Origin of the sequence: Nakamurella flava (assembly GCF_005298075.1) — a bacterium.
GTDB lineage: Bacteria > Actinomycetota > Actinomycetes > Mycobacteriales > Nakamurellaceae > Nakamurella > Nakamurella flava.
On sequence record NZ_SZZH01000003.1, the window covers coordinates 537,408 to 552,650 of the forward strand.

A 15,243-nucleotide genomic window follows, 5' to 3' on the forward strand; every position below is an offset into this window, starting at 1 on the left:
CGGTCGGTTTTCCTTATGTACGTATCGGTGACCCAGATCGCAATCCCGAGCAATCTCTGTGGTGTCCCGCAGAGCTGATCCCCGGTTCGACCGCCAGCCCGCCGGACCACTGACGGTCCGAGACCCGGGGCGCCAGCCCACAGACCCGCAGGAGATGGCAATGACGCTCAACGCTCCCGGAACCCCCATGGGGGATCCCGCCGGCCCCGCCGCGCCGGCCACGCCCGCCAAGAAGAAGGGCCTGGGCACCCACTGGCTCTACATCCTGGTGATCGCCGCCGTGGTGGCCGGCACGATCGTCGGCCTGATCTTCGGCAAGGACGCCGTCTGGCTCGGCGACATCGGCAAGGCGTTCGTCAACCTCATCAAGATGATCATCGGCCCGGTCATCTTCTGCACCATCGTCCTGGGCATCGGCTCCATCCGGAAGGCCTCCCAGGTCGGCAAGGTCGGCGGCCTGGCCCTCGGCTATTTCATCGCCATGTCGACCCTGGCGCTGATCATCGGTCTGGTCGTCGGCAACTTCCTGCCGGTCGGTGACGGTCTGGCTGCCGCCGCGAGCGCCTCGAAGTACGAGGTCCCCGCGGTCGCCGGCACCGGCAACTTCTTCCTCGACATCATCCCGACCACGCTGTTCTCGGCCCTGACCGTCGGTTCCGTGCTGCAGGCCCTGTTCGTCGCCCTCATCGTCGGTTTCGCGGTGCAGTCCCTCGGCAAGCGCGGCGAGCCGATCATCAACGCGGTCTCCGTCCTGCAGCGTCTGGTCTTCAAGATCCTGGCCGGCATCATGTGGCTGGCCCCGATCGGCGCCTTCGGTGCCATCGCCGGTGTCGTCGGTGCGACCGGCTGGTCCGCGATCACCTCGCTGGCCCTGTTCATGGGCACCTTCTACCTGACCTGCGCCGTCTTCATCTTCGTCATCCTGGGCGGGATCCTGAAGGCCGTGACCGGCTTCTCGATCTTCAAGCTGCTGGCCTACCTGAAGCAGGAGCTGCTGCTGATCGTCGCCACGTCGTCCTCGGAAACCGTGCTGCCCCGCCTCATCGCCAAGATGGAGCACGCCGGTGTCTCCAAGCCCGTCGTCGGCGTCGTCGTCCCCACCGGGTACTCGTTCAACCTGGACGGCACCGCGATCTACCTGACCATGGCCTCGCTGTTCATCGGTCACGCCATGGGCACCCCGCTGAGCATCCCCGAGCAGATCTCGCTGCTGGTCTTCATGATCGTCGCCAGCAAGGGCGCCGCCGGGGTCACCGGTGCCGGCCTGGCCACCCTGGGTGGCGGCCTCGCCGCTCACCGCCCGGACCTGCTGAACGGTGTCGGCCTCATCGTGGCCATCGACCGATTCATGTCCGAGGCCCGCGCCGTCACCAACTTCTCCGGCAACGCCGTGGCCACCGTCCTGGTCGGCAAGTGGACCAGGGAGATCGACAAGCAGCGCATGGCCGACACCCTGAACGGCAAGAACCCGTTCGACGAGTCGGACATGCTCGACGAGCACGGTGGAGCCCCCGAGGCCGAGAGCTCCGAGCGCAAGGCGGCGCTGTCCCACTGACCGCTCCACCGGCGCACTCCGCCCCAGACACCGAGGCCCTCTTCCCCAGCCGGGAAGGGGGTCTCGGTCTGTCGGCGGGCCAACGCGGGCGACAACCGCACGACACCGCGGGGGCTGACACCCCCGCGGTGTCGCGGTGTGGCCCGGCAGGATGATCCGATGACCGACGAACCGAGCGCCGAACCGACCGTGGACGCGGTGACCGGCTACCTGGCCGCGAACCGGGCCAACTGGGACGAGCGGGCCGAACTGCACGCCAGCCGTACCGGCACCGGGTACGGCGTCATGCGATACGTGCAGGACCCCGCACTGCTGTCGGACGTGGTGCGGTTCGACCGGGAGCGGCTCGGCGACATCGCCGGGCAGCGGACGGTGCACCTGCAGTGCCACATCGGCACCGACACCCTGTCACTGGCCCGGCTGGGAGCCCGGGTCACCGGCCTGGACTTCTCGCCGACCGCGGTCGCCGAGGCCCGCCGTCTGGTCGGCGAGACCGGTGACGCCGTGGACTTCGTCGAGTCCGATGTGCTGCATGCTCTCACCGCGCTCGAACCGGGTTCCTTCGACCTGGTCTACACGGGCATCGGGGCGATCGGATGGTTGCCGAGCGTGCGGCAGTGGGCCGAGGTGGTGGCCGGGCTGCTGGCCCCGGGTGGGCGGCTGTTCATCCGGGAGGGACACCCCATCCTGTGGACCGTCGACGAGGAACAGACCGACGACCTGCACCTGCGGTACCCGTACTTCGAGCACGACGAGCCGCTGGTGTTCGACGGGAGCAGTTCCTACGTACCGACCGACCGGCCGTTGCGGGCCACCCGCACCTACGAGTGGAACCGCGGTCTGGGCGAGATCGTCACCGCCGTCCTGGACGCGGGTCTGGTGCTCACCGGCCTGACCGAACACGACAGCGTGCCGTGGGAGGCGTTGCCTGGTCAGATGGTCGAACGCCCGGACGGTGAGTACGCGCTCGACGCCCGGGCCGGGGTCATGCCGTTGTCCTTCACCCTGCAGGCGGTCCGCCCCCGCTGATCGCGCCGCCCCGGGTCGCTGGGCTGCCGGACGGTGGGGAACGGTGGGCTCGTGCTGATATCCCCGCTCCCGACGGATGTGGCCTGGACTCCACTGCGTCGTTTCCTGGCCGCGCATCAGGTGCCGGGGCGGGAATGGGTGGACCCGGACGACGGGGCCCACATCCGGGTGATCGACACCCCCGCCGGGCCGGTGCTCGCCCGGGTGTCCTGGCCCGGCCCGGACGGCGCGCCGCCGGTGGTGACCGTCGACGGGCTGCCGTCCGACGAACTCTTCCCGCAGGTGGACGGGGTCGTGCGGCGGTGGCTCGGCCTGGACCTCGACCCGGCGGGGGCGGTCGCCCACCTCGGCGCCGACCCCCTACTGGGTCCGCTGGTGGCCGCCCGGCCGGGGCTGCGGATCCCCGGATCGGTCGACGGGGCGGAAACGGCGCTCTTCACCGTCCTCGGGCAACAGGTGTCGCTCGCGGCGGCCCGCACCTTCGCGGGGCGGCTCGTCCAGCACTGGTCGACCCCGGTCGAGGCCGGCCGGGTCGACTCAGCGGTGGCCGGGCCCCTGGACCTGCGACGGATCGCCGGTGCGGCGGCCGAGGAGTTCCGGGCGTCGCTCGGGGTCACCGGGGCCCGGGCCCGGACCCTGCAGGCCCTGGCCGGGGCGCTCGCCGACGGGTTGACCGTCGCGCCGGGTCCGGCCGATCAGCGGGCGGCGGTGCGGGCGGGGCTGCTGGCTCTGCCGGGTATCGGGCCGTGGACCGTCGAGTACCTGACCCTGCGGTGCCTGCGGGATCCGGACGGCTACCCGGCCGGCGATCTGGTGCTGCGGCGGATGCTGGCCGGGGAGAGCCCGCCGTCCGGTGTGGTGGGGGAGAGACCGACCGTGCCGGGGGAGCGAGCGGCCCGGGTGCGGGCGGAGCCGTGGCGGCCGTGGCGCGGGTTCGCCCTGTTGCACCTGTGGACGGCCGCGGTGTTCCTCTGACCCCGGCCGAGCGCGGTCGGCCGCCCCTTCCGCGCAGGTCGGGCATCGTGGATCCGGCTCGTCCGCGCGCCGGCCGGTAGATTCCTGCCGCGGCGGAGCGGGTTCCCGGGGGCGGTCCTGGCGGCCCGGGAGCAGAGCGGATCGGGGACGAGATGTACGACGCATCGACCGTGACGGTGGCCCTGGCGTTGCCGGTGGTCCTGCTGGCCGCGTACCTGATCGGGCTGGCCGCTCGCTGGGTGCTCCGTGGCCGGGTGCGGTTGTCGACGTCGACGACCATCGTGCTGTCGGTCATCGGCATCTCCGTCGGGCTGCTCGTCGGTGGACTGACGCTGGATGCCCACCGGCCGTGGAACGTGGGCGTCATCCTCATCGCGGTCGGGGTGACGGCCCTGCTGCTGGCCGGGTTCGCAGCGGTCGCCGCGCGCCTGCAGCCACCGCCAGCCCGGGAGTCGGTGCCCGACCTCATCGCCCGCGGTGAATCGGACCGGCTCGAGTTCAAGTCCTCCGCCCGGTACAACCTGCACACCGGGACCCGCGACGAGAAGATCGAGGCGGTGATCGCCAAGACGGTCGCCGCGTTCGCCAACGCCGACGGCGGCACGCTGCTCATCGGTGTGGCCGACGACGGCGAGATCCTCGGCCTGGCCAACGATCTGGCCATCATGAAGGCCCCGGACCCAGACCGGTTCGAGCTGTGGCTGCGGGACTTCCTGTCCACCGTGCTGGGTCCGAACGCGGCCGCGCTGCCGGCGGTCGACTTCGCCCGCGTCACGGCCGACGACGGGTCGGCGACCGGCGAGCGGATCGTCTGCCGGGTGACGTGCCCGGCGTCGCCGCGGCCCGTGTACCTGCGACCGGCCAAGGGCAACGGTCCGACCGACTTCTTCGTCCGGACGGGCAATTCCACCCGTGCCCTCCGGGTCGACGAGGCCACCGAGTACGCCATGGTGCGCTGGCCGCTCGGTATCGGCCGGACGGTGTCGGCCCAGTTGCGGGCGGCGGCCCGCGGGGCGGGACGCTGACGACCGTGGATGCCGTCGAGGACCAGAACCGGCGGTTGCTGCGGGCCCGCGACGCGATGGACGCGGCCTACGCCGAGCCGTTGGACATCGCGAGGCTGGCGGCCATCGCGATGGTGTCGAGCGCCCACTTCATCCGGATCTTCAAGGCCACGTTCGGCGAGACGCCCCACCGCTACCTGCAACGCCGTCGGATCGAACGGGCCAGTGCTCTGCTGCGGGACACCGACCTCCCGGTCACCGAGATCTGTCTGGCGGTCGGGTTCACCAGTCTGTCCACGTTCACCCGGACCTTCGGGGCGGTGGTCGGGGAGACCCCGACCGCCCACCGGCGGCGCGCCGCCACCCCGGGCCCGGTCCCGACCTGCTTCGTCAAGGCCTGGCGCCGGCCGGCGTGACCCGGTCGGGGATCGAGCAGTTTCGGACAAGCGCGCCGGCTGCTCCGGGACCTAGCGTTCGGACCATGACGAGCGCCTCTGCGACCACGATCCGCCAATCCTCGATCTTCGTCCTCGACCAGGACCAGGCCCTCGACTTCTACGTCGGCACCCTCGGTTTCGAGGTGCACACCGATGTCGATCTCGGCTTCATGCGCTGGCTGACCGTGTGCCTGCCGGGCCAGCGCGACCGTGAGGTCCTGCTGGAGGTGCCGGGGCCGCCGTCGATGAGCCCGGACACGGCCGCCCAGGTGCGGGACGCCCTGACCAAGGGCGCGGCCGGCGGCTGGCTGGCCCTGGTCACCGACGACGCCCGCGCGACGGCGGCCGAGTTGAAGGCCAAGGGCGTCGACTTCACCGACGAGGTGTCGGAGAAGCCCTACGGCGTCGACTTCGGCATCCGGGACCCGTTCGGCAACCGCATCCGCATCGGCAGCCTGGCCGCGCCCGGGGAGTCCGCGTGAGCGCGCCCCTGGAGGTGACGACCCGGCTGGAGCCGCGGGGACCGGCGGCGGCCGTGGTGCTCACCGACGAGCAGGTCGCCGGACTGGGCGCCGGCAGGACGCCCGCGGTGCGCTTCACCGTGGGCGGCACCACCATCGACGGCCGGATCGGGCGGATGGGCGGCGAGAACCTGCTCGGCTTCAACAAGGCCGTGCGGGATCGGCTCGGGGTGGCGGCGGGGGACGAGATCACCGTCGTCATCGAACTGGCCGACGGGCCGCCGCCGGTCGACGTCCCGGCCGATCTGGCGGCCGCGCTGGACGCCGACCCGGCGGTGCGGGCCGCGTTCGACGCGCTGGCCCCGTCCCGCCGCAAGGAGCACGCCCGCTCGGTGGCCGACGCCAAGCGCCCGGAGACCCGCGAGCGGCGGATCGCCGCAGTGGTCGCGTCGCTGAGCCGGGGCTGACGCCGATCGTCGTGGGCGACGCGGCGCAAGTGGGTCGACGGTGATCATGTGTGCGGCAACACGCTGTTTCGGCCTCCGAAGTGCCTTCTTGGTCAGCGTCGACCGACGTGGTCGACGTCGGCCGTCGCCCCCGGCGCCGTGGACAGCCGCTGCCGCCACCACTGCACCGTGGCCCGGACGCCTTCACCCAGTGGGGTGGCGGCCAGACCGAGAATCCGCTCGCTGGAACGGGAGTCGAGGACGAAGGGCGCGGTGAACTGGTACCCCAGCTCGGCCAGCTCGCGGCTGCCTCCGTGGACGACACCGACCGCGCGGAGCAACCCGACCGGAAGCCGACCCACCCGGGGGGCGGCCACGTCGGCCGCCGCCGCGAACAGCCCGACCAACGCGCGCTGAGTGATCGCGGGTGCCGTCGGCGCGAGCAGGAACTCGTCGTCCGGGCCGGGGCGGCCGGCGGCGGCGATCATGGCCGCGGCGAGATCGGGGACGTAGGTGAAGGAATGCGGCTGATCGGCCGACCCGATGACCTGCACCGATCGGCCGGCCAGTACCCGGGCCACCATCCGCTCGCCGGCGTGGGCGGTCAGCACCTCCGGTCCGTAGAAGTCGGAGGCGGCCACGCTGATGGTGCGGGTCGGTGAGGCGGCCCGGGCATGCAGCAGCTCGACCCGGATCCCGGGCTTGCCGGTGGTCGCGGCCAGCGGCGTGCGTTCGGTCATCGGGCCGTCGACGGGCCCGAACCCGTACAGGCTCTCGGGGAAGACGGCGGTCGCGCCGACCCGGCCGGCGGCGGTGAGCACGGCGGCGTCGGCGGCCGGCAGTTCGGCGCGCCAGGTGGCGGCGGCGTACCGGCTGGCGTGGATGCAGCTGAAGATGGCGGCCGACCCGTCCAGCTGGGCGGTCAGGTCGTCGACCCGGCTGATGTCCGTCGCGACCCGCTCGATCGACGGATGGTCCGGGCCGCGTCCGGACCGGGTGAGCAACCGGACGTGGTGGCCGGCGGTGGCGAGCTGCCGGGCCACGGTGGTGCCGACCGGGCCGGCTCCGGCGACGACATACTGGGTCATGTCCATCCTCCAAGTGTGAGCAGTGCTCTCTGTTGGCTCCACGATGCGCTCTGATGTCGGTCTCTGTCAAGAGCAGTGCTCTCGTTTGCGGCACCCGAGTCCGACGACCGGCGGGACCGTGTGTCACAGTCGGACCCATGAGCGCCCCGCTCGCCGGCCTCGTCGTGGTCGCCGTCCTGCTGGTGATCGGTGCCGTCGTGCTGCTCGGCGGGCGGTGGGTGCGGCATCGGATGGTGGAACCACCCGGGGTGCGAGCCGCCGCACTGGCCCTGCAGACGGCCGGACAGGCCGGCCCGCCGTTGCGGGCCGGGCTCACCGCCCGGGCCGCGGGGGAGGCGCTGCCCTGGTTGCGCACCCTGCTCGACACCCCGGGGGTGGCGCTCACCGACGCCGACGGCCGGGTGCTCGGCGAACACGGCCCGGGCGGGCACCACGCGGCCGACGCCCTGCCCGCCGCCCACGAGGCGGTGCGGGTCGGTCGGCGACAACTCGTCCCGGTGGCCGAGTGCGGACGGTCGGACTGTCCGGTCAGCCGGGCGGTGGTCGCCCCGCTGATCGTCGGCGAGCGCGCGGTCGGAGCCCTCGTGGTGCTGGCCGGCTCGGCCGTCGGACCGTTCCTCATCCGGGCCACCGACGAGACCGCCCGGTTCATCGGAACCCAGTTGGAACTGGCAGATCTCGACGAGTCGCGGGCCGACCTGGCCCGGGCCGAGGTGCGCGCGCTGCGGGCGCAGATCTCCCCGCACTTCATCTACAACGCGCTGACCACCATCGCCTCGTTCGTCCGCAGCGACCCGGACCGGGCCCGCGAACTGCTGCTGGAGTTCGCCGACTTCACCCGGTACTCCTTCCGGCAGGCCGGGGAGTTCACCACCCTGGCCGACGAGATGGCCAACATCGACAAGTACCTCACCCTAGAGCGGGCCCGCTTCGGCGACCGCCTGCAGGTCCGGTGGCGGGTCGCCCCCGAGGTGCTGGGCGTCGTCGTCCCGTTCCTGGCCGTGCAACCGCTGGTCGAGAACGCCGTCCGGCACGGGCTGGCCGGACGACCGTCCGGCGGCACGGTCACCGTCGCCGCCGAGGACGCCGGGCCGGACTGCGTGATCAGCGTCGAGGACGACGGGGCCGGTATGGACCCGGCGACGGTCGGACAGGTCGTCGACGCCGACGAGCTGACCGAAAGTCTGGGTACCGCAGGTGATCTCGGTGGCAACCACGTCGGTCTGCGAAACGTGCACGACCGGCTCCGCGCGGCCTTCGGGGCCGACTACGGACTGGTGGTGGAGACCGCGCCCGGGGCCGGCACCAAGGTCATCGTGCGGCTGCCGAAATTCGCTCCCGGGGTCACCGCGGATTCCTGAGCGCCGCCGGTCGTGTTGCCTCCCGTGCCGGCATTGACGAGACTCGAACCACCCCTGCGCCTGCCCGCCGACCACGATGAGGTGGACCGATGACCACCCTGCCGCCGACCGCGGAACCGGCCCGTTCCGGCCTGGTCGTGCTCGCCGTCGACGACGAGGCTCCCGCGCTCGACGAGATCAGCTACCTGCTGGGCCGCGACCCGCGGGTCGGCGAGGTCCGCACCGCGGCCAACGCCACCGCCGCGCTGGCCGCCCTGCAACCGGACGCCGACGGCCCGGTCCCGGACGCCGTGCTGCTCGACATCGCGATGCCGGGGTGGGACGGCATCGACCTGGCCCGCATGCTGTCCGGCCTGCCGCACCGCCCGGCGGTGGCGTTCCTGTCCGCGCACGACGATCGGGCGGTCGACGCCTACGAGATCGGTGCCGTGGACTACCTGCTCAAACCGGTGCGGCCGGCCCGCCTCGCCGAGGCGGTCGGCCGGCTGTGCGCCGCCCGCGATCGGGCCGACGAGGGCCGCGAGCCGGCGGCCGCCGCCCCCTCGACAGCGACGACGAACGGTGGCGGGACGGGTCGCCCGGTCCCGGCCGACGATCGCGGGGCGACCATCGCGGTCGACCTCGCCGGGACGACGACGCTGGTGCCGCGGTCGGCGGTGTGCTGGGCCGAGGCGCAGGGCGACTACGCGCGACTGCAGATGGCCGGCGGAGCGAGTCACCTGCTGCGGACACCGTTGTCCGTGCTGCAGGAGGAATGGGAACCGGCCGGATTCGTGCGCGTGCATCGCAGCTACCTGGTGGCGTTGGACCGCATCGTCGAGTTGCGCTCGGGGGAGGGCGGGCACCGGATCCGGGTGACCGGGCAGGCCCGTCCGGCCGATCTGCCGGTCAGTCGTCGGCACCTGCGGGAATTGAAGGAGCGGCTGCTGGCCGGCCGTCGCCCGGGGCGGCGGACCGGCCCGTGAACGGTGGAGCGATGACGAGGTCCGCGAGTGAGTGAACGGCACGGCGGGGTCGAGCGCGGGGCCCGCGACCGCCAGTCCGGACGGCGGGTCCGCATCGTGCTGGCCGACCACCGGCCGGGACCGGCGCCGGTGCGCCGCGGCGTCGAGGTCGCCGAACAGACCGCGATCGGACGGGAGCTGGTCCGGGGCCTGATGCGCGCGCAGCTCGCCGCGTCCCTGCGGATCGCTGCGGTCGCGGTGCTGCTCTTCGCGCCGTTGCCGCTGTTGTTCGCCGCGCTGCCGGTCGTGTCCTCGCTCGCGCCGTGGGGAGTGCCGCTGCCGTGGTGGGTGCTGGCCGTCCTGTCGTACCCGGCACTGCTGGGGCTGGCCCGGCTGCACCGTCGCCAGGCCGAACGCATCGAGCGGGAGTTCGCCGACCTGCTCGACCGGGGCTGAGGCGACAGGGTGAACCTCGGCCAACCGACGCTGTCCCTCGTCGCCATCGCCCTGGTGGTGCTGGCGACCGGGGTCGTCGGCGCGTTCGGCGGCCGGTTCGCCCGCACCACCGGCGACTTCCTCGTGGCCTCCCGCACCGTCCGTCCGGCCTGGAACGCGGCCGCGATCAGCGGCGAGTACCTCTCCGCCGCATCGTTTCTCGGCGTCGCCGGGCTGGTCGCCGTCTACGGACCGGACGCCCTGTGGTTCCCGGTCGGATTCACGGCGGGGTTCCTGGCGCTGCAACTGTTCGTCGCCGCACCGCTGCGGCGGTCGGGCGCGTACACGGTCCCCGACTTCGCCCAGATCCGTTGGGGGTCACAGCGGCTGCGGTCGCTGGTCACCGCCCTGGTACTGGTCATCGCCTGGGTCTACCTCGTCCCGCAACTGCAGGGCGCCGGCCTGGTGCTGTCCGAGGTGACCGGGTTGCCCCGCTGGGTCGGCGTGGTGACGGTGGCGCTGGTCGTCACGATCAACGTGGTCGCCGGCGGGATGCGGTCGATCACCCTGGTGCAGGCGGTGCAGTACTGGGTGAAGCTGGTGGCCATCGCCGCGCCGGTGCTGATCGTGGTGGTGCTGCTCCGCCCGGACGTCGCCGGCCTGTTCGCGGATCCGTGGGCGCAGCCGGGCGGCGGGCTCGGCGGCGGGCACCCCACCGCCGAGGTGTACTCGCTGATGCTGGCGACGTTCCTCGGCACCATGGGGCTGCCGCACGTGCTGGTCCGCTTCTACACCAACGTCGACGGCGGGTCGGCCCGGGCGACCACTGTGCGGGTCATCGCCCTGCTCGGCGTCTTCTACGTGTTCCCCGGGGTGGCCGGTGTGCTGATGCACTCGCTGCTGCCGACGCCCGCGCCCGGCGACTCCGACACGCTGCTGCTGGCCCTGCCGGCCGTGACACTGGGCGGCACCCTCGGGGCCGTGCTGTCCGCGCTGGTCGCCGCGGGCGCGATCGCGGCGTTCCTGGCCACCTCGTCGGGTCTGGTGGTCGCGGCCGCCGGGGTGCTGTCCACCGACGTGCTCCGCGGCCGGGTCCGCGACTTCCGGCTCGCCGCGGTGGCCGCCGGGCTGATCCCCCTGGCCCTGGCCCTGCCGGTCACCGGCGTGGACATCTCCCGGGTGGTCGGGATGGCGTTCGCGGTGGCCGCGTCGACGTTCTGTCCGCTGCTGGTGCTCGGGATCTGGTGGCGCGGACTGACCGTGGCCGGAGCGATGGCCGGGCTCATCGTGGGCGGCGCGACATCGCTGACCGCACTGGTGGTCTCGGTCGGGTTCGGCGACCGGCTGATCGACCCGGTGGGGTCACTGCTCGCCCAGCCGGCCGTCGCCACGGTGCCGCTGGCCTTCGCGACGATGATCGGGGTGTCGCTGGTGACCCGGTCGACCATCCCGCCGACCGTGGACGCCGTGCTGACCACGTTGCACGTCCCGGCGGCTGCGCGCCGGGCCTTCCGGGAGGAGGGCCGCGCGAGGTGACGGCGACGGGGCGCGCCGGGCGTCGATGGCCGCCGGCCGCCACCGGACCGGCGAGACTGCCAGGCATGACAGCGACGCCGCGCGCACTGGCCCGGGAGCGGACGATGGCCGACATCCTGCGGATCGGCCGCGAGCACCTGGCCGCGCACGGGGCGGCGGCACTGTCGCTGCGGGCGGTGGCCCGAGATCTCGGCGTGGTGTCGTCCGCGGTCTACCGCTACGTGGCCAGCCGGGACGAGCTGCTGACCCTGCTGGTCGTCCAGGGCTACACCGAGTTGGGAGACGCGGTCGACGCGGCCGTGGATCGTGTCACCGTGGACGGTGGGGGCGCTCATCGCGCGCAGTTCGGGGCCCTGGCGACCGCGGTGCGCGACTTCGCGCACCGGGAGCCCGCGTTGTACGCCCTACTGTTCGGCGCGCCGGTCCCCGGGTACGCCGCACCGGCCGAGCGGACGACCGTCCCCGGTACCCGTGTGGTGGTCCGGCTCGTGCGGCTGGTGGCGGACGCCTACCGGGCCGGCGAGCTACGGGAACCGCCGAGCATCCCCCTGGGGGCCGGCCTGGCTGCCGACGTCGAGCGCATCATGGCCGATCCGACGGTACGACCGGCGGAACCCGCCGGGGCGCGACCGCTCCCGCCGGAGCTCGCCGCCCGGGTGCTCCTGGTCTGGCCGGCGCTGTTCGGAGCGGTGAGCTGGGAGGTGTTCGGCCAGTTCGGCGCCGGGACCCTCACGGATCCGGCGGCGCTGTTCGACCACTCGGTGGAGTTGCTGGCCCACCAGCTCGGTTTCGCCCCCGCCGCCTGAGGGCCGGGACCGACCGGCCCACCCCCCGGGCGGCCGGTCGGTCCCGTCGGGGAGATCAACGGTGGGTGACGCTGCGGCGACCACCGACCCGGGTCCAGATGAGCAGCACGATGACGGCGCCGATGATCGACCCGATGATGCCGGCCGGCTGCAGGAAGCCCTCGGCGGCGTCCTTGTGGAACAGCAGGTAGCCGAGGAACCCGCCGACGAACGAGCCGATGATGCCGATGACGATCGTCATCGGGATCGACAGGTTCTGCTTGCCGGGAACGAGCAGGCGGGCGACGGCGCCGGCGATGAGCCCGACGACGATGAAGCTGATGATGAGTCCGATCCAGTGCATGGCTGCCTCCGTGGGCGGGATGGGACCGGGGAGAGGAATCTCCGGTCGGGTCGTCCGTCGGAACGAGGGATGACCCGTCCGAACGACACAACCACCCCCAGGGAGGGTCCGGCACACCCCTAGGGAGGTTTACGGTCCGTGACATGTCCCCACCTGACGGCGGTCCCATCACGGTGGCCCTGGTCGACGACTACGACGTCGTCCTCATCGGGGTGGCCAGCATCCTGGACCAGTACCGGGAGCGGGTGGTCATCGCCGAGATCGACGCCAACAGCTCGTTGCACGACGCGGTGGACGTCGTGCTCTACGACTCGTTCGCCCAGCCGGAGGCCGACCACGACGAGATCGAAGTACTGGTCGCCAACCCGCGGGCCCGGCGGGTCGTCGTCTACACCTGGAACTTCCACCCGGATCTGATCCGCAGTGCCCGCGCGAAGGGTGCCGACGGCTACCTGTCCAAGGCGCTGCCGGCCCGCGACCTGGTCGCCGCGCTCGAGAGGGTGCACGCGGGCGAGATGGTCGTCAGCGACCCACCGCGGGGGACGCGCACCGTCACCGGGCTGGACTGGCCCGGCCGGCGGGAGGGGCTGACGGACCGGGAGGCCGAGATCCTCGCCCTGATCACCCAGGGCAAGAGCAACGCCGAGGTCGCCGCCCTGACGTTCCTCAGCCCCAACACGGTGAAGTCCTACATCCGCACCGTCTACCGCAAGATCGGCGTGGCCAGCCGGACGCAGGCCGTGCTGTGGGGGATCGACAACGGTTTCGCCCCCGACCACCACCGCATCGACCATTGGCGCGGCGGGCCCTAGTTGGAGGTTGATAGATTGCGTGAACTTCAATTGTCAAAGATTGCGTTAGCTGAAACGGTGAGTATCGTCGAGCTGTAACCCGGAGCTAGCCGAGTGTTGGGGGTGTTCACAAAGAAATGAGTCGGCTGTCGACTATCGCTCTTAGTTCTGGGCAAATGCAGTTGCTGCGGACAATCTTCTGGTTTGCAACGCATGAGTCATTCCGTGGCCCTGTCACATCTTGGCCGTCCTGGGATGCCGTAGTTGGTCAGACTGACCTTGATGAATCTATAGACCTAGACGCAGAGGTGCAGTCCCTCCCCTCAATATCGCTGCCTTCAAGTACCTATACGTTGCTGTGGCGGAGTGCTCCGCGCGCCGGGCTTAGTATTCAGGAAAGCGAGACAGTGGGATTAACCCTGGCCGGACTTTGCCGCATCAACGAGCAGGCTGCGACCCTGGTTTCTCGATTCCTCGGTTCCTGTGCTGAAGAAGAACGCGCGCTGCCCATCGATCCGAATGGGGTGCGACGGGGCTTCATTGAACTTGAGCCTCGCCTGATGTCCCAAATTCGGGACTTGGATGGGCTCGTTGGGCATGTCAGTATGACGGAGCGTGCTGTTGGCGAGATGCTCATTCACGAGTTCATGCCTCTGGCGGAGGAGCATTCGAGCTTCAAGTATCGAGTTCCTTTGGGCGGGAGACGCCTGCGACCCCTGCGGGGCGTTGATTCGGTGAGTGAGTACCTGGGTAGAATCGAAGGCCTCCAGTCGAACGGCCAAGAAGAGCCACGGGTGGCAGGAGTCGAGGTTATAAGCAGACGCGTGGAACGCTCGGAGAAGCTCACCAACAGAGGAGGTGGCACGATGTCAAAGAGACACTCGAAGGTTTTCATAGCCTCCTCGACGGAGGGTTTACGGGTGGCTAATGCTATCAAAAATGGTCTCGAGTATGGGTTCGAGTCGACCATATGGACGCAGGGTGTCTTTGACCCCGGTTCTTACGTGCTGGAGCAGCTTATCGCCCAGACGAAGCAGAAGGATTTTGCTATCTTTGTGGTCGATGCCGACGACGTAACGCGAAGTAGGGACCAGGACAAGAGAACTACGCGTGATAACGTCATACTAGAGCTAGGTCTGTTCATTGGAGCTCTTGGGCTAAGTCGGTGTTTCATGGTTTTTGACCGCGAGAGACGGCCGGACCTGCCCACCGATCTATTAGGGGTCACGCCCGTCGACTACAGGGTATATAGCGACGAGAACTATGATGCCTCCGTGGGTTCGGCAGTCTCAAGATTGTCGGAGGCGATGTCTAAGCTGGGGCCGCTTAGCAAGGACTCCGCGGCTACGGATTTTGTTGGGCGCGATTCGAGAGTTTCGATATCAGTTCGAGACCCGAATTCACTTCATTCGCCAGGACCAATTCTGAGTAATACTCAGAGCGGTGCCCTCTATAGGAATCTAGCCAAATCTTGGAGTTTCATGGTGGAATTTAGTTACATTAAACGAGTTCCTGATCCTGGTTCTGGAAATGTCATTGGTTCAGTAAAAGCAGAGATTCCAACAACCTGGACGGAGCTCCTGGTTGAGGCGGGGCGCTTCTTGTATCAAGGAGTGAGTGCACCAGGTCTTGTTGTGCCAATGGCCCGCCTTGCAAACCGCGTGATTGTCGAAGATGGGTCGTATTTCCCTCCCGACTTTGAGCGCTCCAACGGCGTTTCGGTGGGACTGGAGCCCATCACAGACGTGCTCGCAATGTTTGAGGGCCTGGGGCTGGTGCGACGGCAGGAGCTTGGAACGTCTTTCAGTGAGCGGCAATGGGAGTTCACCGATCTCGGCATTCGTACGTATTCGGAATTGATTGGTAGTGAAGGGGCGAAGCGTTAGCTTGTCCGCCTGCGTCGGTCCGGACGTTTGGTCCGCGACTGAGGGGCGTTGCCGGGTCGACCGTTCGTCGTGCTGCGGCGACCGTTCGTCGCATAGACGGTGGCGCTGCCCGAACGGGTGGCGCGAACCGGACACCACGGACCTAG

General features: G+C 70.4%; 16 protein-coding genes. 14 read left to right on the plus strand and 2 right to left on the minus strand.

The annotated features are described in order from the left end of the window. The first annotated feature begins 160 nt into the window (after window positions 1-160). From FDO65_RS14260 to FDO65_RS14290, 7 genes are all read left to right on the plus strand, one after another. The gene (locus FDO65_RS14260) at window positions 161-1,555 is read left to right on the plus strand and encodes a cation:dicarboxylate symporter family transporter (protein ID WP_166442192.1); all 1,395 of its coding nucleotides are present in this window, start codon (window positions 161-163) and stop codon (window positions 1,553-1,555) included. Window positions 1,556-1,753: 198 nt separating this feature from the next. After that, a complete protein-coding gene (locus tag FDO65_RS14265) occupies window positions 1,754-2,584 on the plus strand; it encodes a class I SAM-dependent methyltransferase (protein ID WP_137450672.1) in 831 nt (276 codons plus the stop codon). A gap of 51 nt (window positions 2,585-2,635) precedes the next feature. Next, on the plus strand, window positions 2,636-3,559 hold the full coding sequence (locus FDO65_RS14270; RefSeq protein ID WP_205850040.1) for a DNA-3-methyladenine glycosylase family protein: 924 nt from the start codon (window positions 2,636-2,638) through the stop codon (window positions 3,557-3,559). 152 nt (window positions 3,560-3,711) lie between these two features. Beyond that, window positions 3,712-4,584 (plus strand): AlbA family DNA-binding domain-containing protein, encoded by an 873-nt coding sequence (locus tag FDO65_RS14275; protein WP_137450344.1) that lies wholly within the window; start codon window positions 3,712-3,714, stop codon window positions 4,582-4,584. Between the two features lie 56 nt (window positions 4,585-4,640). Further along, window positions 4,641-4,979, plus strand: a complete 339-nt coding sequence (locus FDO65_RS14280) for a helix-turn-helix domain-containing protein (protein ID WP_137450674.1) — start codon at window positions 4,641-4,643, stop codon at window positions 4,977-4,979. 65 nt (window positions 4,980-5,044) lie between these two features. Further along, on the plus strand, window positions 5,045-5,482 hold the full coding sequence (locus FDO65_RS14285; protein WP_137450345.1) for a VOC family protein: 438 nt from the start codon (window positions 5,045-5,047) through the stop codon (window positions 5,480-5,482). Continuing rightward, window positions 5,479-5,928 carry a YdeI/OmpD-associated family protein gene (locus FDO65_RS14290; protein ID WP_137450346.1) on the plus strand — a complete coding sequence of 150 codons (450 nt, stop codon included), beginning with the start codon at window positions 5,479-5,481 and terminating at the stop codon, window positions 5,926-5,928. The genes FDO65_RS14285 and FDO65_RS14290 overlap by 4 nt, the downstream gene beginning before the upstream one ends. A gap of 92 nt (window positions 5,929-6,020) precedes the next feature. Here the strand turns inward: FDO65_RS14290 and FDO65_RS14295 are convergent, their stop codons facing one another. After that, window positions 6,021-7,001, minus strand: a complete 981-nt coding sequence (locus tag FDO65_RS14295; RefSeq protein ID WP_137450347.1) for an NAD-dependent epimerase/dehydratase family protein — start codon at window positions 6,999-7,001, stop codon at window positions 6,021-6,023. 131 nt (window positions 7,002-7,132) lie between these two features. On the opposite strand from FDO65_RS14295, the gene FDO65_RS14300 reads away from it, so the two are divergent. The 5 genes from FDO65_RS14300 to FDO65_RS14320 all read left to right on the plus strand — a co-directional run bounded on the left by FDO65_RS14300 (window position 7,133) and on the right by FDO65_RS14320 (window position 12,077). Further along, window positions 7,133-8,356: a sensor histidine kinase gene (locus tag FDO65_RS14300; protein WP_137450348.1), complete on the plus strand. Its 1,224-nt coding sequence runs from the start codon at window positions 7,133-7,135 to the stop codon at window positions 8,354-8,356. Window positions 8,357-8,445: 89 nt separating this feature from the next. Then, window positions 8,446-9,321 carry a LytR/AlgR family response regulator transcription factor gene (locus FDO65_RS14305; RefSeq protein ID WP_137450349.1) on the plus strand — a complete coding sequence of 292 codons (876 nt, stop codon included), beginning with the start codon at window positions 8,446-8,448 and terminating at the stop codon, window positions 9,319-9,321. A 27-nt stretch (window positions 9,322-9,348) separates the two neighbouring features. Continuing rightward, window positions 9,349-9,756, plus strand: a complete 408-nt coding sequence (locus FDO65_RS14310) for a hypothetical protein (RefSeq protein ID WP_137450350.1) — start codon at window positions 9,349-9,351, stop codon at window positions 9,754-9,756. A 9-nt stretch (window positions 9,757-9,765) separates the two neighbouring features. Then, on the plus strand, window positions 9,766-11,271 hold the full coding sequence (locus FDO65_RS14315) for a sodium/solute symporter (RefSeq protein WP_137450351.1): 1,506 nt from the start codon (window positions 9,766-9,768) through the stop codon (window positions 11,269-11,271). Window positions 11,272-11,336: 65 nt separating this feature from the next. Beyond that, entirely contained in the window at window positions 11,337-12,077 is a 741-nt protein-coding gene (locus tag FDO65_RS14320; protein WP_137450352.1) for a TetR/AcrR family transcriptional regulator, read from the plus strand. Window positions 12,078-12,132: 55 nt separating this feature from the next. Here FDO65_RS14320 and FDO65_RS14325 read toward each other — a convergent pair whose 3' ends face one another. After that, on the minus strand, window positions 12,133-12,420 hold the full coding sequence (locus FDO65_RS14325) for a GlsB/YeaQ/YmgE family stress response membrane protein (protein ID WP_137450353.1): 288 nt from the start codon (window positions 12,418-12,420) through the stop codon (window positions 12,133-12,135). Between the two features lie 143 nt (window positions 12,421-12,563). Here FDO65_RS14325 and FDO65_RS14330 point away from each other — a divergent pair, with 143 nt between their 5' ends. Together FDO65_RS14330 and FDO65_RS14335 are read left to right on the plus strand one after the other, a co-directional pair. Beyond that, the gene (locus tag FDO65_RS14330; RefSeq protein ID WP_137450354.1) at window positions 12,564-13,232 is read left to right on the plus strand and encodes a response regulator transcription factor; all 669 of its coding nucleotides are present in this window, start codon (window positions 12,564-12,566) and stop codon (window positions 13,230-13,232) included. A gap of 713 nt (window positions 13,233-13,945) precedes the next feature. Further along, window positions 13,946-15,097, plus strand: coding sequence for a nucleotide-binding protein (locus tag FDO65_RS14335; protein WP_166442193.1), 1,152 nt, complete (start codon window positions 13,946-13,948; stop codon window positions 15,095-15,097). The last annotated feature ends 146 nt before the right edge of the window (window positions 15,098-15,243 follow it).